Annotated in this window: 18 protein-coding genes and 1 pseudogene; 14 read left to right on the forward strand and 5 right to left on the reverse strand. The window is 47.7% G+C overall.

Features of this window, described 5'->3' with window-relative positions; all coding sequences use genetic code 11:
• The 5 genes from dnaN to hup all read left to right on the forward strand — a co-directional run.
• Positions 1-798, forward strand: a 798-nt coding sequence (dnaN, locus tag J7K79_RS07010) for a DNA polymerase III subunit beta (RefSeq protein WP_296906818.1), incomplete at its 5' end; no start/stop codon positions are given.
• Positions 799-807: 9 nt separating this feature from the next.
• A complete protein-coding gene (mnmG, locus tag J7K79_RS07015) occupies positions 808-2688 on the forward strand; it encodes a tRNA uridine-5-carboxymethylaminomethyl(34) synthesis enzyme MnmG (protein ID WP_296906820.1) in 1881 nt (626 codons plus the stop codon).
• Positions 2685-3407, forward strand: a complete 723-nt coding sequence (locus J7K79_RS07020; protein ID WP_296906823.1) for a pseudouridine synthase — start codon at positions 2685-2687, stop codon at positions 3405-3407. Before mnmG ends, J7K79_RS07020 begins: the two co-directional genes overlap by 4 nt.
• On the forward strand, positions 3364-5037 hold the full coding sequence (gene uvrC, locus J7K79_RS07025; protein WP_296906825.1) for an excinuclease ABC subunit UvrC: 1674 nt from the start codon (positions 3364-3366) through the stop codon (positions 5035-5037). The genes J7K79_RS07020 and uvrC overlap by 44 nt, the downstream gene beginning before the upstream one ends.
• Before the next feature lie 180 nt (positions 5038-5217).
• Positions 5218-5490, forward strand: a complete 273-nt coding sequence (gene hup / locus J7K79_RS07030) for a DNA-binding protein HU (RefSeq protein WP_296906828.1) — start codon at positions 5218-5220, stop codon at positions 5488-5490.
• A gap of 24 nt (positions 5491-5514) precedes the next feature.
• Here the strand turns inward: hup and mnmE are convergent, their stop codons facing one another.
• The 4 genes from mnmE to J7K79_RS07050 are packed head-to-tail and all read right to left on the reverse strand — an operon-like array spanning position 5515 to position 10602.
• On the reverse strand, positions 5515-6867 hold the full coding sequence (gene mnmE, locus J7K79_RS07035) for a tRNA uridine-5-carboxymethylaminomethyl(34) synthesis GTPase MnmE (protein WP_296906830.1): 1353 nt from the start codon (positions 6865-6867) through the stop codon (positions 5515-5517).
• Positions 6868-6871: 4 nt separating this feature from the next.
• Complete coding sequence (locus J7K79_RS07040) at positions 6872-9178, reverse strand: homocysteine S-methyltransferase family protein (RefSeq protein ID WP_296906832.1); 2307 nt, start codon at positions 9176-9178, stop codon at positions 6872-6874.
• Positions 9162-9770, reverse strand: a complete 609-nt coding sequence (locus J7K79_RS07045) for a methionine synthase (protein WP_296906835.1) — start codon at positions 9768-9770, stop codon at positions 9162-9164. Before J7K79_RS07045 ends, J7K79_RS07040 begins: the two co-directional genes overlap by 17 nt.
• Positions 9757-10602 (reverse strand): methylenetetrahydrofolate reductase, encoded by an 846-nt coding sequence (locus J7K79_RS07050; protein WP_296906837.1) that lies wholly within the window; start codon positions 10600-10602, stop codon positions 9757-9759. The genes J7K79_RS07045 and J7K79_RS07050 overlap by 14 nt, the downstream gene beginning before the upstream one ends.
• Before the next feature lie 65 nt (positions 10603-10667).
• Between J7K79_RS07050 and J7K79_RS07055 the strand changes: the two genes are divergently transcribed.
• The 5 genes from J7K79_RS07055 (at position 10668) to J7K79_RS07075 (ending at position 17914) form a co-directional block, all read left to right on the forward strand.
• Positions 10668-11906, forward strand: a complete 1239-nt coding sequence (locus J7K79_RS07055; RefSeq protein WP_296906839.1) for a hypothetical protein — start codon at positions 10668-10670, stop codon at positions 11904-11906.
• A 73-nt stretch (positions 11907-11979) separates the two neighbouring features.
• Entirely contained in the window at positions 11980-14625 is a 2646-nt protein-coding gene (gene ppdK / locus J7K79_RS07060; protein ID WP_296906842.1) for a pyruvate, phosphate dikinase, read from the forward strand.
• 53 nt (positions 14626-14678) lie between these two features.
• A complete protein-coding gene (gene fba / locus J7K79_RS07065) occupies positions 14679-15620 on the forward strand; it encodes a class II fructose-1,6-bisphosphate aldolase (RefSeq protein WP_296906845.1) in 942 nt (313 codons plus the stop codon).
• Between the two features lie 10 nt (positions 15621-15630).
• A complete protein-coding gene (gene ackA, locus J7K79_RS07070; RefSeq protein WP_296906847.1) occupies positions 15631-16842 on the forward strand; it encodes an acetate kinase in 1212 nt (403 codons plus the stop codon).
• A 16-nt stretch (positions 16843-16858) separates the two neighbouring features.
• Positions 16859-17914, forward strand: a complete 1056-nt coding sequence (locus J7K79_RS07075; protein WP_366932603.1) for a GntR family transcriptional regulator — start codon at positions 16859-16861, stop codon at positions 17912-17914.
• Positions 17915-17931: 17 nt separating this feature from the next.
• Here J7K79_RS07075 and araA read toward each other — a convergent pair whose 3' ends face one another.
• Entirely contained in the window at positions 17932-19422 is a 1491-nt protein-coding gene (araA, locus tag J7K79_RS07080; protein ID WP_296906849.1) for an L-arabinose isomerase, read from the reverse strand.
• A 192-nt stretch (positions 19423-19614) separates the two neighbouring features.
• Between araA and J7K79_RS07085 the strand changes: the two genes are divergently transcribed.
• The 4 genes and pseudogenes from J7K79_RS07085 to J7K79_RS07100 form a co-directional block, all read left to right on the forward strand.
• Positions 19615-20925: a sugar ABC transporter substrate-binding protein gene (locus tag J7K79_RS07085; RefSeq protein WP_296906851.1), complete on the forward strand. Its 1311-nt coding sequence runs from the start codon at positions 19615-19617 to the stop codon at positions 20923-20925.
• 35 nt (positions 20926-20960) lie between these two features.
• Positions 20961-21845: a carbohydrate ABC transporter permease gene (locus J7K79_RS07090; RefSeq protein WP_296906853.1), complete on the forward strand. Its 885-nt coding sequence runs from the start codon at positions 20961-20963 to the stop codon at positions 21843-21845.
• Positions 21845-22696, forward strand: coding sequence for a carbohydrate ABC transporter permease (locus J7K79_RS07095; RefSeq protein WP_296906855.1), 852 nt, complete (start codon positions 21845-21847; stop codon positions 22694-22696). Before J7K79_RS07090 ends, J7K79_RS07095 begins: the two co-directional genes overlap by 1 nt.
• Before the next feature lie 188 nt (positions 22697-22884).
• A pseudogene (locus J7K79_RS07100) lies at positions 22885-24012 on the forward strand (beta-L-arabinofuranosidase domain-containing protein); the annotation flags it as partial.
• Positions 24013-24040 lie beyond the last annotated feature (28 nt).

Genomic DNA, 24040 nt, shown 5'->3' on the forward strand with positions numbered 1-24040 from the left:
AGCACAGTTTTCAGGATAACCACCATGCCGGCTGATGAATTCCCGGACATTGCCCCAGCGGAATCTGGAATATCCTTCGAAATTGACACCTCACTTCTGGAGGAGATGGTTGAAAAGGTCATATTCGCGGCGGCAACTGACGAGTTCATGAGAAACCTGAACGGTGTGTTCTGGGAGCTCCACAAAGATCTCCTTAGACTCGTGGCGAGTGATGGATTCAGGCTCGCTCTAGCTGAAGAGCAGATAGAAAACGAGGAAGAGACAAACTTTTTGCTTTCTCTGAAGAGTATGAAGGAGGTCCAGAACGTTTTGGACAACACGACAGAACCAACGGTAACCGTGAGATACGATGGACGGAGAGTTTCTCTTACAACGAGTGATGTTGAAACCGTGATGAGAATGGTGGACGCGGAATTTCCCGATTATAAGAGAGTGATACCCGACACTTTCAAAACGAAGGTGGTAGCTTCAAAAAAGGCTCTTCAGGAGTCTCTGAAGAGGGTGATGGTGATCGCCAGCAGGGGGAGTGAATCTGTGAAGTTTGAGATAGAAGAGAACACGATGAGACTTGTGAGCAAAAGTCCAGACTACGGTGAAGTCGTCGACGAGCTGGAGATTCAGAAAGAGGGTGAAGACCTCATCATAGCGTTCAACCCGAAGTTCATAGCGGACGCTCTGAGACGTATCGAGACGGAAGAACTGGAGATGAACTTTGTGGACTCAACCAGTCCCTGCCAGATAAATCCCCTCGATATCTCCGGTTACATCTACATCGTCATGCCCATAAGACTCGCATGAGGTGAGATCTTGAGGCCAGATGACGACAGAGTCTATGACATCATAGTTGTGGGTGCTGGTCATGCCGGTATAGAGGCAGCTCTGGCTTCTGCTCGAATGGGTTTCAAAGTACTCGTGCTCACTGTGAATCCTGACACGGTGGGTTGGGCTCCCTGCAATCCTGCCATCGGTGGTCCCGCGAAGGGTGTTGTTGTGCGTGAAATTGACGCTCTCGGTGGTGAAATGGCCAAAACCACCGATGAGACGATGATCAACGTGCTTATGCTGAACGTGAGCAAAGGGCCAGCCGTTAGGGCACTGAGGGCTCAGATCGATAAGATCTCCTACAGCAGGGTTATGAAGAGAAAGCTGGAAACACATCCGAACGTGGTTTTGAGACATGGAATCGCCGAAAAACTCCTGGTAGGAAGGGGAAAGGTTGTTGGAGTTGTCGACAACTACGGAATAGACTATCTGGGAAAGGTCGTCATCATCACAACTGGCACGTTTTTGAGGGGGAAGATCTTCATAGGGCGATCCGTCTTTCCCGCGGGGAGGATGGGCGAGTTCCAGGCTGCGAAGCTCACTCAGAGTCTCATCGAACTTGGATTCGAAGTTGGAAGATTCAAAACAGGCACTCCGGCTCGAGTTTTGAAACGTAGCATAAACTTTTCCGTCATGGAAAGACAGGACACAGCGGACGAGCCTTTGGCTTTTTCGTTTTTCGATGAGCCTAAAGTTTTGCCCAAAGATTACCCTTGCTGGCTCACAAGAACGAATCCTGAAACCCACAGCATAATAAGGCAGTACCTTGAGTTTTCACCACTTTACGGAACTGTGAAACTCATAGAAGGCGTTGGCCCAAGGTACTGTCCATCGATAGAGGACAAGGTGGTCAAATTCAAAGACAAAGAGTCCCACCAAGTCTTCGTCGAGCCAGAGGGCAGAGACACAGAAGAATACTATCTAAACGGGCTGAGCACGAGTCTGCCGTACGAAGCCCAGATAAAGATGATAAGGAGCGTAAGGGGCCTGGAAAACGCCATCATCACACGTCCAGCTTACGCCATTGAGTACGACTACATAGACCCAAGGCAGCTTTATCCGACTCTCGAATCGAAGATCGTGGAGAATCTATTTTTTGCAGGACAAGTGAACGGAACGAGTGGCTACGAAGAAGCAGCTGGTCAGGGCTTGATAGCGGGTATAAACGCTGCTTTGAAGTTGAGAGGGGAACCTCCTCTCATTTTGAAAAGATCAGAAGCTTACATTGGAGTTCTGATAGATGACCTGGTAACGAAAGGAGTCGACGAACCTTACCGATTGCTCACCTCAAGGGCGGAGTACCGGCTTCTTTTGAGACACGACAACGCCCACCTTCGGCTGGCGAAGTACGGCTACCGTGTGGGATTGATTCCAAAATGGTTCTATGAAAAAGTGTTGAGACTGGAAAAGAGAGTCGAAGAAGAGATAGAAAGATTCAAGAGGGTCGTAATCAAGCCCTCAGGTAAGGTCAACGATCTTCTGGCGAGCGAGGGTACGACTCCTTTGAAAGAGGCAACCTCTCTCTATCAGCTCCTAAAACGGCCCGAGCTGGGTTACAGAGCGTTGAAGGGCCTTGACCCGAACCCCATAGAGGATTCGGAGGTCGTAGAGCAGGTGGAGATCAACGTGAAGTACGAGGGATACATTCAGAAGATGTTCGAAGAGGTGACGATCTTCGAAAAGTACGAAAATTACGAAATACCCACGGACATAGATTACGATACCGTTCCCAACCTATCCACTGAAGCGAGGGACAAGTTGAAGAGAATCAGGCCAAGATCGATAGGACAGGCTATGAGGATTCCCGGTATCAATCCCTCCGATATATCTAATCTCATAATCTATCTGGACGGAAAGAGAAAATGAGGCTGGACAGGTACCTCTCAAACAGGGGAATAGGAACAAGGAAGGAAGTGAGGAAACTCATAAAACAGGGAAGAGTAACCGTCGATGATGAAGTTGTCCTCGATCCTGCTTATAAACTTTCAGAGAAAGATGTGGTAAAGGTTGACGGTGGGGTAATAGACCCTCCCAAGAAAGTCTACATCCTCTTCTACAAGCCTGCCGGTTATGTGACGAGCACCAACGATCCTCACTCGGAGACCATCATGGGATTCTTGCCGAAGATAAAGGGTATATTCCCTGTGGGAAGACTCGACAAGGATGCAGAGGGGCTCCTCATAGTGACCAACGATGGGAAATTCGCCCACAGGGTGATCTCACCAAAATGGGCGATCGAGAAGGAGTATGTCGTCGAGGTAGAAGGAGAAATAACAGAAGACAGGTTGGAAAGGTTGAGGAACGGTGTGACTTTGAGAGACGGTTTTTTTGCAAGGGCAAAGCACGCGGAGAAACTTTCGAAGGACGCACTGAAAATTGTCATAACAGAGGGAAAATATCATCAGGTGAAGAGGATGATAGCAGTGGTTGGTTTGAAAACAGTTCGTTTAAAGAGGGTCAGAATAGGCGGTCTCGAGCTTCCTCGTGAGATGAAACCGGGTGAGTACAGATTCCTCACCGAAGAGGAGGTGAGGAAGGTTTTTGAAGGAAACGATCAAAAGGAGGATCGAACTTGCACCGGATGATCCGGGGGTTTACCTGTTCAAAAAGGGTGGCACTCCCATATACATAGGAAAGGCAAAGAAACTCTCCGCCAGACTGAAAAGCTATCTCAATCCCTCCTCAGAGAAGGTTGAGAGAATCGTGGAAGAGGCAGATGACTTGGAAACGATCGTGGTGACGAACGAGAAAGAAGCACTCCTTCTGGAAGCCAATCTCATAAGAAAACATAAACCGAAATATAACGTTCGTCTCAGGGACACGGAATTTTACCCTTACATTCGGATCTCAAACGATGAAGTTCCCTATGTGGAAATCGTGAAGAGAAGGTTGAAAGATGGTACGTACTTTGGTCCTTACACAACGGTTCGCTTCGTTCGAGATCTCCTGGAGACGCTTCAACGGATACTGGGGTTCAGAACGTGCAAGTTTAATCTGAGCAGGGTGAAAAGACCCTGTTTCCTCTTTCATCTCAAAAGGTGCGTTGGACCGTGCGTTGGTAACGTCGATCAACACAGGGAAGCGATAGAAAAACTGAAGGACTTCCTCTCTGGAAACATGAGGGATGTCTTTGATTACCTGCACAAAAAGATGGAGCTTCACGGCAAGATGCTGGATTTCGAGAACGCCGCAAGATACAGGGATTTGCTCCTGAACCTTTCGAACATTCTGGAATCACAGGGAGTTACCTTCGAGGAGGAGATCAACTGTGACGTTGTGGTTCACTCTCATGGACTGTTCGTCGTCCTGAGGATAAGAGACGGCTATCTGATGGGGAAAATCGCCTTCGAGATGGAAGGAGGGAGCATAGACGATTTCATAAGAGAATTTTACGTATCCGGCAGGGGAGATGTGCCGAACTGTCTCATAGTGGAGGACGATCCGGGTGAGATGGATTACACCTCACTGGGATTCCAGTACATAGGAAGACCCCGCTCTCAGCTGGAAAAAGACCTGCTGGAAAAGGCCAAGAAAAATCTGGAGAACGAGCTGAGCATGAGGGGATTGAAAAAAGAAGCACTGAGAGAGTTGATGAAGCTGTTGGGACTGAGAGACTTTATTTACAGAATAGAGGGAATCGATGTTTCTCATCTTCAAGGAAAACACACCGTTGCTTCCCTTGTGGTGTTCGAGAACGGCTTTCCGAAGAAGAGTGACTATAGACGGTACAGGTTGAACCTGGAGCGTCCCGACGATTACGAAGCGATAAGAGAAGTTGTAAGAAGGCGGTACAGCAAACATCCCATTCCGAATCTGCTGTTCGTGGACGGTGGAAGGGGGCAGGTGAATGCTGCACTGGAGGCACTGAGAGATCTGGGAAAAACGTGCCCTGTTGTCGGTCTTGCAAAAAAAGAAGAAGTCATCGTCACCGAAGAAAGAGACATCGTGCTTCCGCAGAACCATCCTGCCTTGAGGCTCCTTGTCCAGGTGAGGGATGAAACCCACAGATTTGCTGTCAACTATCACAGAAAGAGGAGGGAAAAAGAGTCCCTCAAGTCTGCATTGGATGAGATTCCAGGTGTGGGTCCTGTTAGAAAAAAGAAGCTTCTCGAGTGTTTTGGTTCCATAGAGAACATTCGTTCTGCTTCTGTTGAGGAGATAGCGAGGGTAGTAGGAAGCGTTGAAGTGGCGAAGAGGATTCTGGAGAGATTGTAAACTTTTGGTAAAAAATCTAATTTTTTTCTCTATGATTCCCAAAACCACTTCTAATGCTGATTTTAGAATATAGCATCCTCGAATTGCCTTTGTATAGAGACTTGCAAATCCCTTACACAAGATGGTATATTTACAAGCGGTGAGGAAATCGCTTCATAACCCTAGGAAGGAGGGGGTTTCATGAACAAGAAGGAACTCGTCGACAGAGTGGCGAAGAAAGCGGGCGCGAAGAAGAAGGATGTGAAGGAGATTCTCGATGCTATCCTCGAAACGATCACAGAAGCACTCGCAAAGGGAGAAAAGGTTCAGCTGGTTGGCTTTGGAAGCTTTGAAGTAAGGAAAGCCGCCGCCAGAAAAGGTGTGAATCCGCAGACCAAGAAGCCCATCACCATTCCCGAAAGGAAAGTCCCGAAATTCAGACCTGGGAAGGCACTCAAGGAAAAGGTCAAGTGATGGGGAAGGGGGGGCCCTTCCCCTTTATTTTCCCACACAGAAAGTTGAGAATATCGTGTCCAGAAGATCTTCTCTGAAATTCCTCCCAGTGACTTCATCGAGAACATGAAGGGCCCTTTCCAAATCGATGGAAATCAAATCGATCGGCATATCGTTTTTCAGAGAGCTGATGGCGTTTTCTAGAGATTCCTTCACACTTTCAAGCAGTTGTTTCTGGCGGAAATTCGTTATCAGAGAATCAGAACCCTTCTCGAATATTTCCTGTGTTTCCCTGTACACGGCTTCTTCCAGTTTTTCTAGCCCCTCTCCTTTCAGTGCGGATATCTTCACTATGTGCTTTCCGGTTTCAAGTTTCCTTCTCAGTTCTTCTTCGTCTATTCTTTCGATGATATCCACTTTGTTTATCACAACGAGGTATCTTTTGTGCTTTATCTTCTCGAGTATCATACGGTCTTCACTGTCCAGTGGTGACGAGGCATCCAGCATGAAGAGGACGATGTCAGCCTTCTCTATCTCTTGAAAAGTCCTTTCTATTCCCAGCCTCTCCACCAGGTTGTTCGTTTCGGATCTCACTCCCGCAGTGTCCACGATCTTGAACAGAATACCCTTTATCACAATCTCCTCGCTTATCACGTCCCTCGTGGTTCCAGGTATATCGGTAACGATTGCTCTGTCCTCTTTCAAAAGCCGGTTCAAAAGAGTAGACTTTCCCACGTTCGGCTTTCCCACTATCACCATTCTGAGGCCTCTGTTTAGCATGATGCCGGCGTCTGCTTTTTCCAGTTCCTCTTTCAGTTTTTTGTGAATCGATTCGATCTTTGTTTTAACACTCTCCACGTCCGTTTCCACATCATCGGGATAGTCCAGTTCCACCCTGATCTCCGCGAGAACGTTTATGAGTTTTTCTCTCAGCGTTTCAACGAACTGCCTCAATTCACCTTTCAGGTTTTTCAAGGAGAGCTTCAAACTCGTTTCACTCTTCGCTTCTATTAGATCCCTCACTGCTTCGGCGGAGGTAAGATCCATCTTTCCGTTCAGGAAGGCTCGTTTGGTGAACTCGCCCGGTTCTGCCATCCTTGCTCCAGCTTCCAAAAATACGTCCAGGAGCTTCTTCACAATAAGCGGCCCGCCATGACACATCACTTCTACCATGTCCTCTCCGGTATAACTTCTTGGAGATTTATAGAAGATCACCATCACTTCATCAACGTCTTCTTCGTTTTCCTGTATCCACCCGTGGATTGCCCTTCTTGGAACGATGTGTGATCGGGTTTTGAACCGTTTTCTCACAATGTCCCAGCTTTCGGGTCCGCTCAACCTCAAGATCGCTATCGCTCCCTTTCCGGGCGGTGTGGCAACTGCTACTATCGTGTCCATACTCTCATCTCCCAAGAGACTTCAGTATCTTCACCGCTTCGGAAGCGTTCTTTGCATAGTAATCGGCTCCCAGTTCCTTTGCAAGCGTTTCGTTCAGAGAAGCGCCCCCAACTATCACCGGGACTTTCAATCCCTTTTTTCTGAGACTTTCAACGACATCCTTGATTCTCCCCACGGTGGTCGTCATCATGGCGGAGAGACCCAGTGCAATCGGCTTTTCTTTTTCCACCGCCTCCACTATTCTATGGGTATCAACGTCTTTTCCCAGATCCACGACTCGATATCCGCTACTCTTGACAACAGATGCCACGATGTTTTTCCCTATGTCGTGTACGTCTCCTTTCACAGTCGCTATGACGAAGGTCTCTCCTTGATTTTCAGCTGGCAGCATCGATGTTAGCTTGTCGAAGACTGGTTTTACCGTCTGAGCCGCGAGAATGAGCTGAGGAAGGAATATTTTCCCCTTGTCGTAGAGCGATCCGATCTTTTCCATGGCCGGTCTCAAATGTTCTTCTATTATCGAGAGGGGATCTTTTTCTTTCAAGAGATTTTCCACTTCTTTCTCAGCATCATCTTTCCTTCCAGAGAGTATCGCCTCCACCAGTTTTTCTTCTCTTACCTCAGCTCTCGGAAGCTCTTTCTTCTCAAGAATCACGAGTGTGCTACCCAAAGTTTTCATCAGACTTTCGTCGAGGGGATTCATGATGGCTGAGCTCAATCCCCTCGATATTCCAAGGACGAGGAATGCTGTATTGTAAAAACTCCTGTCGGGCAGGCCAAAGGAGAGGTTGGAGAGTCCAACGGTTGTTTTGAAGCCCGCCTTTGAGATGTACTCTATGGTCTTCAGGACCTCGGTGGGCTTTCCGTCGGCACCAAGGGGTAGAACCCCTGGATCGAACAGCACTCTGTCCAAGAACTTATGCTCTTCTAGAATCTTCAAAGCTTTTTCAAAGTTCTTTCTTCTTTCTTCGAAGGTTTTCGGAATGTCCTTTTCCATGAGAAGCACGATGAGAACTCCTCCGTATTTTTTTAACATGTTTATTTTCTTCTCGAGCTCTTTCTCCGTGACTTTCGATGAATTGAACAGGGGTCTTCCAGGATACACTCTTAAGGACTTTTCTGCTAGGTTTAAGCTCTGTACGTCCAGGGATAGGGGTGCATTCGTTGTGTAGGGAAGTGACTGCACCACCTTTTCTACGTATATTGGGTCTACCTGAGATTCTATGCCGAAGTTGACATCGAGAATCTCCGCACCGCTCTCCACCTGGGTCTTTGCTTCGTTCATTACCACCTCCACGTTTCCTTCTTGCATTTTCCTCCACAACTTCTTCCTTCCCGCCGGATTTATCCTCTCTCCTATCACCACGAAGTGGTCGAACGTCACAAGCCTTGATGGAGAAGAGGCGGCAAGGATCTTCTTCTTTTTCCTCTGAAGTGGCCTTCTGTTTCCAAGCACCTTTCTGAACAACTTGATATGTTCGGGAGTGGTACCACAGCATCCACCGAAGATGTTCACGCCCGCCTCGTAGTAAGAATCTATATGAACGGCAAAGTCCTCTGGCTTCAAGGGGTAAATCGTCTTTCCGTTTTTCAAAACTGGTTTTCCGGCGTTCGGCTCTACGACTAAAAACTTGTCCGTATATTGAGATAGTTCTTGAAAGATAGGAAGGATCTCCTCCGGCCCGAGTGAACAATTTATGCCCAGGGCATCGACTTCCATCTCATCAAAGGTGAGAGCGAAATTCACGGGGTCTGTCCCAGTGAGGCTCCTTCCATTCTCGTCGAACGTCATATGCGCTACAAGGAAAACATCCTTTGAAACGTCCCTCACCGCGAGAACCGCTGCCTTTAGCTCCAGGATGTCGGAAAACGTCTCCAGGATGATGCCGTCCACACCCTCTTCCACCATGATCCCGGCTGTTTCTTTGAAATTCTCGTAGAACTGTTCAAACAGAACGTTCCCGAGTGGATGGGGTAGCTCTCCTGTTGGACCTATATCGCCGAACACGAGTTTTTCGCCGGCGGCTTTCCTGGCGATTCTCACGGCGTTTCTAACGATGAGATCCAGCTTGTTCTCCAAGCCGTGCTTTTTCAGTTTCATTTTCGTGGCACCGAAGGTGTTCGTTAACACAACATCGGAACCACTCTCTATGTACGTTTTGTGAACCTTGAAAACCACCTCGGGCACCTTTATATTAAGTTCCTCCGGGAGTTCGTCGTATCCCAGTTTCATGAATTCCGTCCCATATGCTCCATCCAGGAGCAAGACTTTTTCCGATAGTATTTTTGCAATCTCATGTCTGTTTCTCATGCTTTTCCCTCCACCCTATGAGTGCCGTGATAGTTTTCCTGGGAACGAGAACATAGGAATCCTCGAGCACGTCAACGTCCACTTCATTTTTGAAGAGCTTCACTATCTCCTTATTCAACGAAAGAGGTAAGTCTCCATAGCCTGGTGATATTCTAAAACTTCCTTCCAGATGGGATCGTTCTGTTCTCAAATCAGAGTCGACTTTTCTGAGAGCGTATTCCACCATCTCCGATGCGATACCATCTATGAAGAATCCGAGAAGGTCATTTCCCTTTTTGAAGCATTTTTCGATCTTTTCGTCCACGCCCTTTCCCAAGGTGGCAAGAAAAACTGTGATGATCCTACTACCTTTCAGATGCTTCTCCACCAGATCTCCCGTGAGTTCTACATCGTTGAGGAAAAGAGATTCTCCCGTTTCGAAATCTTTCCACGCAACGACAGGTTTTGCGATTTTGAGTAACTCTTCGTACGCATTCATCACGAACTCTTTGAAGTTCTCTGGAATTTCTCTGACCTTTCCAAACCCGAGTTTTGCCTTCAAAACGTTGCCCGGGATCTTTATTTTCCTTGGGTCAAGCTCAACCTTTGGCAACCTCCACCACCATCCTTATCTTTTCGAGGTCTTTTACGACGGCTACTATGTAGAAGCCGTCAACGATGTTTTTGGTCTCTTCGATGAATCTCAGAATAGTCTCAAAACTCTTCTCTTTCACGTGTTCATCTCCCTTATCGGCTGACTCGATGATCTCCTTTGGTATCTCTATTCCCGGAACACCTGAGAAGTGGCTCATCTGCTTTGTGTTCTCAAAGAACGCTATTGAAACGAGTATTCTCGTGTTCAGTTTCTCTTTGATCTTTTGCGCCACATCCTTTTGGAAGAGAGGTTGAGTGACGAGGAAGTCCACTCCAGCCTCGATTTTCCATTTTGCTCTCTCGAGATCCTTTTCACTGAACGGATTCAGTGCCCCTCCGACGAAAAAATTCGTCTTTCCGTACATCTTGTTTCCCGCAAGATCCGTTCCTTCGTTCAAAAGCTTTGTGAGGCGTATGAGGTCCAGTATGTTAACGTCGTTCACGTAAGTTGTCCGTGGGTAGTCTCCGTGAGACGGATCGTCTCCTGAGAGGAGCAAAAGATTTTCTATTCCGAGGGCGTGACATCCCAGAAGATCGGATTGTATCCTTATCATGTTCCTGGTGTTCCTCGTAAAATGCATGAGAACCTCTTTTCCACTTTCCACAAGCAAGTGAGAAGCTGCCCAGGGTGCCATCCTCACCCTTCCCATAGGCATGTCTGTCACTGTGAACGCATCGATACCGGTTTTCCAGGCTTTCTCAGTGAAATCCAGAAACTTTTTTAAATTTGTTCCTCGCGGTGCCAAGACTTCCAGGACTACGCACTTTCCTGATTCGAGTGATTTTCTCAACTTGCTACCTCCTTTCTTGTGCTATCATAAAGGTTGGAAAGAAAAAAACGAAGGAGGTCTTCGTTATGAAAAAGTGGGTTGTCCTCATTTCAGTGATGATCGCCGCCCTCTCTTTTTCACAAATATTAAACTATGTGCCGACGGATTTCAAGGCAATTCGATATGTGAAAAATCTCTCGGACTTCTACGATGAACTTAAAAATCTTCCCACCGGGAGGTTTCTCGCGGAGACCCTCGGTCTAGAGATGATGGTCCAGGGTGTCCTGGAATCGCAACTGCTCAGCAGAAACGTGGAGCCTTCGGATTTCTACGATCTTCTCTCCCACGAGCTCCTCTACGTGCAGCTCGATGACGAGAACAGCTGCTTCATTTTGGGGCCATCCGACAAGTCGAGGACCTTAAAAAACAGCGTGAAGTCTCTTGTAGCCGACCTTTTCGGGACAGAGAACGTTGCCGTGGCCGAAAAAGATGATTACCTTTTCATTGGTGCGAACAAAGCAGTGAGCGCCGCTTTGAAAGGTGGCGGAAGTGTCCCCAACGAGCTGAAGGGTCTCGATTTCTTCAATTACGCCAAGGTTCGCGTGAAAGACTATTCCTTTACAATTGTGAGTAGGAAAAAACCGGCCGAGGATCATCTCATTATAAAGACAGAAATAATTCCCGACGATGACATCTCCAGAGACTTTCTAAAGAAGGTTGGTCGACCAAAGAAGGTTTCACAGGATTACTACGTATACGGTGAGCTAACGCTGATATTTAACACGGAAAATTACGATGGGCTAATGGATGTGGTTTCCAGCACAGGTCTCAGCTTCTCCGAGGAAAACGTGGAAATACCCATCCAGCTTCCAGACGAAAAGCTCAGAAAAGCAATAGAGAATCTTTCGGAGAAACTGAATACCCCCATGTTCATCAGTGCCAATATTTCTTCTTCTCTCATGGACTTGATCTCGGGATCAACACCCACCACCCTTGAGCTCGTGGCGAAGGCTAGAATAAAAGATTCAAAAGCTGTCGAGGAGGCACTGAAAGAAGCCGGTGTTCAGTACGAAAAGAAAGGGGAAGAATTCATCCTGGAGAATGATCTGCACCTTGCTGTAAATAATGGAACGGTCGTTTTGAAGAGTGAGCAGTTCACACCGAAAACCCCCAGCGAACATCCCGGTGAAAAGGACGTTTTCTTCCTATTCTTGGATATGAAGGCCGTGATGGAAGCACTCGTTGGAGAAGGAGAAGAGGCCCACGTACTGGCGAGAGGATTCTACGAAGGCGGAAAAATGGTTTTCTATGTTAACGTGAAATGATACCGAAGTTAATCGTGAGTTTTTGAGCTTATAATAGATCTTGGATACGAAAAGAAAAGGAGGGAGTCAGAAGATGGCTAAGAAATACGTGTACTTCTTTGCAAACGGCAAGGCAGAAGGTCGTGCAGACATGAAAGATATCCTCGGTGGAAAAGGTGCCAACCTTGCCGAAATGACCAACTTAGGAATACCCGTTCCCCCTGGTTTCACCATCTCCGCAGAGGTGTGTAAATACTACTACGACCATGGAAGAACGTATCCAGAGGGTTTGAAAGAACAGGTTGAAGAAGCGATGAGAAGACTCGAGGAGGTTACTGGAAAGAAATTCGGTGATCCCGACAATCCACTCCTCGTTTCCGTCAGATCTGGTGCAGCTATCTCGATGCCTGGAATGATGGATACCGTTCTTAACCTTGGCTTGAACGATGAAACGGTGAAAGGACTTGCCAAACTGACCAGCAACGAGAGGTTTGCTTACGACGCTTACAGAAGATTTCTCCAAATGTTCGGGGATGTCGTTCTCAAGATTTCCCATGAGAAGTTCGAGAGGGCCCTTGAAGAGTTGAAGAAAGAGAAAGGTGTGGAACTCGACACAGAACTCGACGCAGAAGATCTCAAAAAACTTGTTGAAAGGTACAAACAGATCTACGAGGAAGAAGGAAAAGAGTTTCCGCAGGATCCGTGGAAACAGCTCTGGTTTGCTATCGATGCTGTGTTTGGAAGCTGGATGAACGAAAGGGCTGTCAAATACAGACAGATCCACGGTATTAAAGAGGGAGATCTCCTCGGAACTGCCGTGAACATCGTTGCTATGGTTTTCGGGAACATGGGTGAGGACTCTGGAACAGGTGTTGCTTTTACCAGGGATCCGAACACGGGTGAAAAGGAGCCCTACGGAGAGTTCTTGCCCAACGCGCAGGGTGAAGACGTTGTTGCCGGTATAAGAACTCCGTTGAAACTCGAGGAATTGAAGAGCAGAATGCCTGAGGTTTACAACCAGCTTCTTGAAATAATGAACAGGCTTGAAAAGCACTACAGGGATATGCAGGATATCGAATTCACCATTGAAAGGGGAAAGCTCTACCTCCTTCAGACGAGAACTGGAAAGAGAACGTCCCAGGCAGCCATAAGGATAGCAGTCGATATGGTGCACGAGAGGCTCATCACCAAGGAAGAAGCCGTTCTCAGAGTCAGACCAGAAGATGTTGAACAGGTGCTCCATCCCGTATTTGACCCAAAAGAGAAAGCGCAGGCAAAGGTAATTGCAAAAGGACTTCCTGCCTCACCTGGTGCTGCGACAGGAAAGGTGGTCTTCACTGCGAAAAAGGCTGAAGAACTCGGAAAATCCGGGGAACCTGTGATCCTCGTGAGGCCTGAAACCAGTCCTGAAGACGTCGGTGGAATGGCAGCGGCACAGGGAATACTCACTTCCAGAGGAGGAATGACCTCTCACGCTGCCGTCGTTGCGAGGGGAATGGGTAAACCTGCCGTTGTCGGTGCGGAGTCCATAGAGGTTCATCCAGAAGAGGGATACTTCAAGGTCAATGATGTTACTGTGAAAGAAGAAGAATGGATCTCCATCGACGGAACAACCGGTGAGGTTCTCCTTGGAAAGGTGACGACCATAAAACCACAGGGACTCGAGGGGCCAGTTGCTGAGCTCCTTCAGTGGGCTGACGAGATCAGAAGGCTCGGTGTGAGGACCAACGCAGACATACCAAGGGATGCAGAGGTTGCCAGAAGATTCGGGGCAGAGGGAATCGGTCTTTGCAGAACGGAGCATATGTTCTTCGAAAAAGACAGAATACCCAAAGTGAGAAGGATGATTCTCGCAAAGACAAAAGAGGAAAGAGAAAAAGCCTTGAACGAACTCCTGCCTCTTCAGAAAGAAGACTTCAAAGGACTCTTCAGGGTGATGAAGGGACTCCCGGTCACAATAAGGCTCATAGATCCTCCTCTCCACGAGTTCCTCCCACAGGAAGACGAACAAATCAAGGAAGTCGCTGAGCAGACGGGAGTTTCTTTCGAGGAACTCAAGAACGTCGTAGAGAACCTCAGGGAACTCAACCCGATGCTTGGCCACAGGGGATGCAGGCTCACCATCACGTATCCTGAGATCGCTGTGATGCAGACCAAAGCGATTATTGGAGCGGCCATTGAGCTCAAGAAAGAAGAAGGAATAGACGTCATACCTGAGATCATGATTCCTCTTGTGGGACACGTCAACGAGATCAGGTATCTGAAGAAGATCATCAAAGAAACAGCCGATGCAATGATCAAAGAAGCGGGAGTCGATCTCACTTACAAGATAGGAACCATGATCGAAGTTCCGAGGGCCGCTGTTACCGCTCATCAGATCGCGGAAGAAGCCGAGTTCTTCAGCTTTGGTACGAATGACCTCACACAGATGACGTTCGGATTCAGCAGGGACGACGTTGGAAAGTTCCTGCCCGAATACCTCGAGAAAGGCATACTCGAACACGATCCATTTAAGTCACTTGACTACGATGGCGTTGGCGAACTGGTGAAGATGGGAACGGAGAAGGGAAAAAGCACGAGGCCCGATCTCAAGGTTGGAGTCTGTGGAGAACACGGGGGAGATCCAAGATCGATACTGTTCTTTGACAAAGTGGGTCTCGACTACGTTTCCTGTTCTCCTTACAGGGTCCCCGTTGCCAGACTCGCAGCAGCTCAGGCAGCTCTTAAGAACAAACAATGAGGACAATGGGGCCGGGGGCATCCCGGCCTTCACATTGAGGGAGGTGCAACGGAATGCCTTACGTGAAGAACACGAAGGAAATTCTGGATAAGGCCAGTAGGGAAGGTTACGCCATCGGTGCGTTCAACTTCAACAATATGGAGTTCCTGCAGGCCATACTGGAGGCGGCCGAGGAAGAGAACGCGCCAGTCATAGTGGCAACATCGGAGGGAGCGATAAAGTACATAGGAAGAGGTAACATAGAGGCCGGAACAGAGTTTGCCGTTGAGATGGTAAAAACCTTCGCCGAGAGGGTTTCCGTTCCCGTAGCGCTCCATCTGGATCATGGAAGAAACTTCAACATCATCATGGCCGCCATAAAGGCCGGTTATTCTTCGGTGATGATAGACGCCTCTCATCTGCCGTTCGAGGAAAACCTCAGGGAGACAAAGAGAATCGTGGAAATCGCTCACGCCGTTGGTATCAGTGTGGAGGCGGAGCTTGGAAAACTCAAGGGAATAGAGGACAACGTTGTGGAAAAAGAATCCGTCCTTGTCGACCCAGAAGAGGCGAAAGTCTTCGTGAAAGAGACAGAAGTGGACTTCCTCGCTCCTGCCATCGGGACAAGCCATGGGGCGTTCAAGTTCAAAGGAGAAGCACAGCTTGACTTTGATCGTCTGAAGAAGGTGAAAGAGTACACCCAGATCCCTCTCGTTCTCCACGGTGCTTCCATGGTCCCACAGAACCTAGTTGAGCTTGCAAATAAGTACGGTGCGGAGCTCTCTGGAGCCAAGGGTGTCCCCGAAGATATGTTGAGAAAAGCAATAGAACTCGGCATCAACAAGATCAACACGGACACCGACTTAAGAATCACTTTCGTCGCTTATCTGAGAAAGGTGCTCTCCGAAGACAGGTCCCAAATAGATCCGCGAAAGATCTTTAAGCCCGTGTTTGAACAGGTGAAAGAAACTGTCAGGGAGAGAATCAGAATCTTCGGGTCCAGTGGAAAGGTGTGAGGTGAAGGGAATGAAGGTACTCGTGATAAACTCTGGTAGCTCTTCGATAAAGTACCAGCTCATCGGAATGGTCAATGAAGAGGTCCTCTGTAAAGGTATCGCCGAAAGGATAGGACTGGAAGGCAGCAGGCTGGTTCACAGGGTAAACGAGGAAAAGCACGTGATAGAAAAAGACCTTCCCAATCACGAAGAAGCGTTGAAGCTGGTTTTGAACACCCTTGTCGATGAAAAGCTCGGTGTCATAAAAGATCTAAAGGAAATAGACGCGGTTGGGCACAGGGTAGTCCACGGCGGTGAGAAGTTCAAGGAATCCGCACTCGTTGATGAGAGAGTGATAGAAGCCATCGAGGAGGTTTCCCCACTCGCACCGCTTCACAATCCCGCAAATCTCATGGGAATAAAGGCGGCCATGAAACTGCTTCCTGGCGTGCCCAACGTTGCTGTGTTCGATACAGCGTTTCATCAAACGATCCCTCAAAAGGCTTATCTCTATGCTATTCCATACGAGTACTACGAGAAGTACAAGATTAGGCGTTACGGATTCCACGGAACGAGTCACAGGTACGTCTCTAGAAGGGCAGCGGAGATCCTCGGGAAGAAACCCGAAAAGTTCAAGCTCATCACCTGTCATATAGGAAACGGTGCTTCAATAGCAGCTGTGAAACACGGAAAATGTGTTGACACTTCTATGGGTTTCACCCCCCTCGAGGGGCTCGTCATGGGTACGAGATCTGGTGATTTGGATCCTGCCATTCCCTTTTTCATCATGGAGAAAGAGGGAATCTCCCCTCAGGAGATGTACGATATACTGAACAGAAGGAGTGGTGTTTACGGTCTTTCAAAGGGTTTCAGCTCTGACATGAGGGACATTGAAGAAGCTGCCTTGAAAGGGGACGAATGGTGTAAGCTCATCCTGGACATCTACCATTACAGGATTGCCAAGTACATAGGTGCGTACGCGGCGGCAATGAACGGTGTTGATGCCATTGTTTTCACAGCCGGTGTAGGTGAAAATTCCCCAATCACCAGAGAAGACGTCTGCTCTTACCTAGAGTTCCTTGGGGTAAGGCTGGACAAACAGAAAAACGAAGAAACTATAAAAGGAAAAGAGGGAATAATCTCCACGCCGGATTCGCGGGTCAAGGTACTGGTTGTCCCCACAAACGAAGAACTCATGATCGCAAGGGATACGAAAGAAATAGTGGAAAATCTCAGCAGATAACAAGAGGTGATCCAAGATTCTTCCGAAATACAGAATCATAGAAAGGTTTTTGATCGAGGAGATAAAATCAGGAAAATACAGGCATGGAGACAAACTTCCCACAGAAAAGGAGCTGATGGAGAAGTTCAACGCCAGTCGAGAGACGGTGAGAAAGGCCCTGGAAAGGCTGGTTGTGAAGAACCTGGTCATCAGAAAGCCAGGACTTGGAACGTTCGTCAACATCGAAAGGAAGAACAAACTTGTTGGAATCCTCGTTCAACGGATCACGAGTTATATTTTCCCGTACATAGCCCTCGGAGCAGAAGAGGTTCTTTTCACCAATGGCTACAAGATGTTCCTCGGAAACGCTTCAGAGGATCCCAACAAGGAGAGGCAGATCATAAGCGAATGGCTGGAAGTTGGTGTGGATGGTTTGATAATAGATCCAGTTTGTAGTGCTACCAGGCGTTCAAACAGAGATCTGATAAAAGACGTTGTGCGGAAAGGAACAAAAGTAGTTCTGGTGCACACCAATTGGGACATGGAAGGTGCAGGAAGCGTTGTTCTGGACGACTGGTACGGAGGAGAAAAGACAGCAGAGATTTTTTACCAGTACGGCCACAGGAGAGTTGCAGTCCTCTACAAAACCATACATCTACCCAGTGTTGTCAGGGCTCAAGCCTTCCTGAAACGTGGGCGAGAACTCGGTTTTGAAAAGATCTATGAGAAACCATTCCATGTGTCCGAGTTCACCGGCATCGTCATGCAGAGCGCGTACGAAATACTTTCTCTTCCTGAAGAACAACGCCCCACAGCGGTTTTCTGCTACAACGATGCAACAGCTTTACAGTTCTTTCTCGCAGCCAGGAGAATGGGGCTGAAGATACCAGACGATGTTTCCGTCATAGGGTTCGATGATGCCCCAATAGGAGATTTCAGAGAGATTCTGACTACCTTTGAACATCCGAAGGAGGAAGTTGGGAAAAGGGCAGTAGAAATCCTCTTGAAAATGATCGAAGGTGAAAAACCAGAAAAGTTCGTCTTCAAACCAAGACTCATCATGAGAGGATCTGTCACGTATCCAAAAAAATGAGGGGCGGAGCCCCTCATTCATCTTTTTAAAAGTCCCCAGTAGACCTCATTCCATCTCAGCTCTTTCTTGAAGCTCTCTAGATCTAGATTCTCATCGATGAGAATGCACTCGATCTCCAGAGCTTCTGCCCAGTCTATCAAGTACTCCACATCGATGGCTGTCGAAAAGGCTGTATGATGGGATCCTCCTGCCAGGATCCACGCGGTCGCTGCTCTCTTGAAATCTGGCATCGGCTTCCACAGGACCCTGGCTGTTGGAAGCTTAGGCATCTCTCTTTCAATAGAGACAGACATTACCTTGTTCACAACCAGTCTGAATCTGTTTCCCATGTCAACGATCGAGGCGTTGACGGCGAGGCCTTCCTGTCCATCGAAGACGAGGCGAGCAGGATCAGCCTTCCCACCGATGCTGAGTGGGTGAACTTCTATTCTTGGTTTTTCCTTGGCGATTGTAGGGCACACCTCGAGCATGTGTGCTCCCAGTACAAGCTCGTTTCCCGATGTGAGATGGTAAGTATAGTCTTCCATGAAAGATGTACCACCAGGAAGGCCTGCTCCCATGACCTTCAGGGCACGAACAAGCCCTGCCGCCTTCCAGTCTCCTTCTGCCCCGAATCCATATCCTTCCTCCATGAGTCTCTGAACCGCAAGACCAGGAAGCTGGGGAAGATCGTGGAGATCCTCAAATGTAGTGGTGAAGGCGATGGCATTGTTTTCTTTCAGAAATTCCCTTATCGCGATCTCCATCTTCGCCTGTTCTCTAATCGCTTTGAGGCTGTATTCGTCCTCTGGCATGACATATCTTTCTTTGTACTCTTTCAACAATTCCTCTACTTCACTTTCCGAAACTGCTTTCACTCTTTCTGCGAGTTCTCCAACACCCCAGGTGTTTATGGACCAGCCGAGTTTTATCTGGGCCTCCACTTTATCACCTTCGGTGCTGGCAACCTCCCTCATGTTATCGCCGAATCTCACGATCTGTCCCATTCTTCCATCCTGTATCGCACATGCAACTCTCATCCATTTTGCAATCTTCTCTCTGACCTCTCTGTCTTCCCAGTGCCCCACCACGACCTTTCTTGGAAGTCTCATCCTCGCGTGGATGAATCCATGCTCTCTATCACCATGGGCGGATTGGTTCAGGTTCATATAATCCATGTCGATTGTGTCCCACGGAATTTCCCTGTTGTACTGGGTGTGGAAGTGGAGCAAGGGTTTTTTGTTGATGGAGAGCCCTCTTATCCACATCTTCGAAGGGGAAAACGTATGCATCCAGACAATGACACCGGCACATTTTGGCTCTGCGTTCGCTTTTTCAAAAATCTCTTTGATCTCAGTAGAACTCTTCAGAATGGGTTTCAGAACGATCTTTGAAGGAAGGATGGGATCACTGTTTAATGCATCGACTATCTTGCTGGCCTGCCGTTCTACCTTCTTTAATGTTTCCAGGCCGTAAAGATGCTGGCTGCCAACAAGGAACCAGAATTCATACTGCTTGAGATCGATCATTCTCCAACCTCCTTTCCGATGCATTCATCTTCATAGTATAGCACAAAAGTACGTACCTTTATACGTATCCTATTCAGTGATGGGAAAATTAATGTTAACAAATTGACTGTAAGGTAATTCCTTTCTGACAGATGTGGTATACTTCCATTGGTACGTACCGTTATCCACCATTTTTGAGTAGAGGGGATTGTCATGAAAAGACTTTTTCTGGTGGCCTTCCTCGTTATCGCATCTCTCATCTTCTCAGTCAAAATTTCGGTTCTCTGCTCTCCGGACAACGCAGACGCCTTGAAGTGGCTTGCACAGGAGTTCATGAAGAAGAACCCGGATATCCAAGTGGAGATCGTTCCACTTTCGTGGGAAGTACTGTATCCAAAACTGCTTCAGGATCTCAGATCCCAGGCGGGGTCGTTTGACGCATTCACTTACGACGTGATGACCACGGGAGCGGTGTCCTTCGGTCTGGTCGACCTCGGTGAGTTCATGATGCAACATCCAGAACTCGTTCCGGAGGACTACGACCTGGACGACTTCATACCGCAGGTCCTGGAAGAATCTGGAAAATGGCAGGGAAAGCTCGTAGGTCTTCCATTCTACAACAACACGATGCTTTTCTACTACAGAAAAGATCTATTCGAAGATCCGAAGATCAAGCAGGCCTTCAAGGAAAAATACGGTAGAGAACTCACACTACCAACGACCTGGGAAGAAGTTGTGGACATAGCCGAATTCTTCACCAAGAAGTACAACAAGAACTCTCCAACCGAGTACGGAATCGCCCTCATGTTCCCAAGGACTCACACACTCTTCTACATGTACCTGCTGTTCTTCGGAGAGTACAGGAACGCGCCTCTTGGTATCATGAGACATGGAACCGCCGATCTCGAATACGGAGAGTACTTCACTGCTGATCACAAACCAGCCTTCAACAATGAGGAGGGACTGAAAGCTCTTGAGATGATGAAAAGACTCATGCCTTACAGTCCGGATCCTCTCGGATCCGACTACGGCGAAACCATTGAATACTTCAACCAGGGACTCGTCGCCATGGTGCCTCAGTGGACAGGGCCGTATCTGATCTTCAAGAGCACACTCGGTGAGGATAAGGTTGGCATCATTCCCATGCCGGGTCGTTCCGTGAGCGGTCAGTGGGCACTCGGTATCAACAAGTTCATACCTGAAGAAAAGAAGCTCGCAGCGTTCAAGTTCATCGTTTTCGCTACCAGCAAGTGGGCTGACAAGAACAAGTTCCTGAAATTTGCTGTCGCACCGGCCAGGATCTCAACGCTCAGGGATCCAGAAGTGAGAGCAGCCGATCCTAGAGTACCGGCCCTTGAAGTGACGTACATCACGCAGACTCACAGACCAAGGATTCCGGAAGAACCGAGGCTCGAGGACATAACCGTTGAAACTTTCTCCAAGATCCTGTCTGAAGAGCTTCCACTCTCCATGGAAACACTGAACGATCTTGCGAAAAAGTGGGAAGAGATTCTCGGCAAATAAGGAGGTGAAGAGGGGGCGTTGCGCCCCCTTTCCATATGAAGCGAAAAGTCGTTCCCTGGTTGATGGTTCTTCCCGTTCTTGCGCTCTTTCTTGCAATGACGATATATCCATTTGGTTTCATGATTTGGGCTTCCTTCAGAGATTACGATCTGTCTAGAAGTGCCGAAACACACTTCATTGGTCTTTCAAATTACTTCCAGATTTTTAAAGACTCAACCGCTATAGAATCCATGAAATTCACTGCAAAGCTCCTCTCGATAGCAGTCCCTGTAGAGCTTGTCCTTGGTGTTCTCATAGCTTTCCTGATAAGGGGTGTCAGGGGAGAAAGGATCATCAGGTCTTCCCTCCTCATTCCCATGATGATTCCACCTGCCGTTTCTGGTGTTGCCTGGAAGATGCTCTACAACTTTGCTTTTGGCCCGATGAACTGGTTTTTATCGCTCTTTGGTGTGCCGAAGATTTCGTGGTTGGGGGATCCGTTTTACGCACAACTTGGGATTATAGTAATAGATGTCTGGCAATGGACTCCTTTCATCTTCCTCATGATCTACGCAGGGCTTCAATCCATCCCCCAGGATCTCATCGATGCAGCCCGTGTGGATGGTGCTGACTGGGGGAGGGTTTTTCTTCATGTGGAGTTTCCCCTCCTGAGACCTTTGATCCTTGTTGCTCTTGTTCTGAGGATCATTGACTGTTTGAAGACATTTGACATCGTTTTCATGACAACCTGGAGTGGCCCAGGATCTGCAACTCACACCTACAGCTTTTACATCTACAAAGTGGGTGTTTCTTTTGGATGGAACATCGGTTATGCTTCGGCGCTGAGTGTATTGCTTTTGATCGTGGCCATAATCCTTGTAAACGTGGTCTTCAGGCTTGTGAAGATGAGGCAACAGCTGGGATTCGGAGGTGAAGAATAATGAGAAAAATCCTCGCTGTGGTGAGATACATCCTTGTCGCTATCTGCTTGATCTTCTTTCTCTTTCCCGTATACTGGCTCATTATCACGGCCTTTAAACCTTCGAATGAGTGGTTCACCATGCCTCCCAAGTTCGTTCCAACAAGGCCTACCCTCTCCAATTTCTCCGGGGCAAAGGAAACGGAGGTCTTCGGTGGAACGACGGGTTCTATTGAGAACATTTTTCCATACCTTAGAAACAGTATCGTTGTCGGTGTTTCCGTAGCTCTCATAGGAACAGTGATCAGTGCTCTTGCCGCTTATGCTATAGCTCGCTATAAAGTAGGGGGGGCGTTCCTTGCAGAGTGGATCATCTCTATCAGGATGTTACCACCCATCGTGTCCGCCGTTCCGCTGTACGTGATATTCACAAAACTGAGACTCATAAACACCTGGTGGGCACTCATACTTTCCCATCTTGTCATAGTAGTGCCCCTTGGTGTATGGCTTCTCATAAGTTTCTTCAGAGAGATTCCAAGAGAAATAGACGAAGCAGCCTACGTCGATGGAGCAACACCGTTTCAGGCGTTCTTCTACGTGGTTCTTCCCCTCAGTGCCCCGGGGCTCGCAGCGGTCGCTGTGCTCTCACTCATACAAAGCTGGGGAGAGTTCCTTTTAGCCCTGGTTCTAACAAACGATGCTCGGGCACAAACGCTTCCCATCTTCCTTGGAAGGTACATCACAGGCTGGAGGGTCGCATGGGGGCCTCTATCGGCTGCGGGTATCGTTACCATGCTTCCAGTTGTGGTCTTCGCGCTCATCGCTCAAAGATACCTGATAAGAGGTCTCACCTTTGGAGCGGTGAAGGGTTAAAAGATGAGTTTGGGTTAAGGGTGGGGGAAGAAGGGATAAAGGATAGTTGACTTTTATGAACATTCACCCAACAGTTACCGATATTCTCCGAAAAATAAACTTTGACTTAACAAAAGGTACTTGACTTAGCAATATAATTTCTGTAAAGGTACGTGCATAATACTACATTTGTGATGGGGGTGGTTTGTCTGTCAAAGATTCTCGATGTCTCACGGAGTCCATATGCAAAATTGAGAGCAGTATCTGTTAGCTCCGTAGAAGTAAGAGGTTTCATGGAAAAATACCTAGCAACTCTTGTGGACACGACACTTCCCACTCAATATGAACTTTTGGAAAATACAGGAAGGTTGGACAACTTTAGAATAACAAGTGGCAAGTTAGAGGGGACATATAAAACCTATTTTCCCTTTGATGATACGGATGTTTACAAGTGGTCTGAGGCGGTTTCTTTTGCTTTAGCAAGTAGGGAACTTCCAGAATTAGAAAAGATTCTCGATAACGTGATAGAAGAAATTAAAAGTGCTCAAGATGAAGATGGCTACCTTGGGACATATCTTTCTGGAGAAAGGAAGAAAGATCGGTGGACAAATTTGGCATGGAACCACGAGCTTTACAACGCGGGGCACTTGATTCAAGCTGCTATTGCTCATAAAAGAGTCACTGGAAAGACAAGCCTTTTCGAGGTTGCAAGAAGATTTGCCGATCATATCTAAAGTATTTTCGGGCCTGGAAAGAAAGAAGGCGCACCGGGACATCCTGAAATAGAAATGGCTCTTGTGGAACTTTACAGGGAGACGCGGGACAAGAAGTATTTAGAACTTGCAAATTACTTTATATTCGCCCGCGGTAAAGGATTGGCAAGTGTTCCCAAAAATCCAGGGCCGGAATACTTTATAGATCATAGACCTTTCGTGGAACTTGAGGAGATCACAGGTCATGCAGTAAGAGCTTTGTACCTGTGCTGCGGCGCTACAGATCTATACCTTGAAACAGGAAACAAACAAATATGGCGAGCTCTTAACAGACTTTGGGAGAACTTTGTTACGAAAAAGATGTATGTCACAGGTGGTGCTGGCTCAAGGCACGAATGGGAATCGTTTGGGGAAGAGTATGAACTCTCGAATAGGAGATCTTACGCAGAATCTTGTGCTGCTATTGCGAATTTCATGTGGAATTTCAGAATGCTTCTTGCAACAGGGGAAGGGAAATACGCAGATCTAATGGAACAGGTATTGTACAACGGCCTCCTGGCGGGGATATCTCTTGATGGAAGGCACTATTTCTATTTCAAACCGCTGGAGGCTCCAGGAAGAACCGTGACAACGAAAAGGAACAACTAGGAAC

It is taken from the genome of Thermotoga sp. (assembly GCF_021162145.1).
Classification (GTDB): domain Bacteria; phylum Thermotogota; class Thermotogae; order Thermotogales; family Thermotogaceae; genus Thermotoga.

What these genes read in the sequence shown, in the direction of transcription:
- J7K79_RS07020 (WP_296906823.1), top strand. Translation starts at nt 2,685, where the DNA reads ATGAGGCTGGACAGGTACCTCTCAAACAGGGGAATAGGAACAAGGAAG.
- hup (WP_296906828.1), top strand. Translation starts at nt 5,218, where the DNA reads ATGAACAAGAAGGAACTCGTCGACAGAGTGGCGAAGAAAGCGGGCGCG.
- mnmE (WP_296906830.1), bottom strand. Translation starts at nt 6,867, where the DNA reads ATGGACACGATAGTAGCAGTTGCCACACCGCCCGGAAAGGGAGCGATA.
- J7K79_RS07040 (WP_296906832.1), bottom strand. Translation starts at nt 9,178, where the DNA reads ATGAGAAACAGACATGAGATTGCAAAAATACTATCGGAAAAAGTCTTG.
- J7K79_RS07055 (WP_296906839.1), top strand. Translation starts at nt 10,668, where the DNA reads ATGAAAAAGTGGGTTGTCCTCATTTCAGTGATGATCGCCGCCCTCTCT.
- ppdK (WP_296906842.1), top strand. Translation starts at nt 11,980, where the DNA reads ATGGCTAAGAAATACGTGTACTTCTTTGCAAACGGCAAGGCAGAAGGT.
- fba (WP_296906845.1), top strand. Translation starts at nt 14,679, where the DNA reads ATGCCTTACGTGAAGAACACGAAGGAAATTCTGGATAAGGCCAGTAGG.
- ackA (WP_296906847.1), top strand. Translation starts at nt 15,631, where the DNA reads ATGAAGGTACTCGTGATAAACTCTGGTAGCTCTTCGATAAAGTACCAG.
- araA (WP_296906849.1), bottom strand. Translation starts at nt 19,422, where the DNA reads ATGATCGATCTCAAGCAGTATGAATTCTGGTTCCTTGTTGGCAGCCAG.
- J7K79_RS07085 (WP_296906851.1), top strand. Translation starts at nt 19,615, where the DNA reads ATGAAAAGACTTTTTCTGGTGGCCTTCCTCGTTATCGCATCTCTCATC.
- J7K79_RS07090 (WP_296906853.1), top strand. Translation starts at nt 20,961, where the DNA reads ATGAAGCGAAAAGTCGTTCCCTGGTTGATGGTTCTTCCCGTTCTTGCG.
- J7K79_RS07095 (WP_296906855.1), top strand. Translation starts at nt 21,845, where the DNA reads ATGAGAAAAATCCTCGCTGTGGTGAGATACATCCTTGTCGCTATCTGC.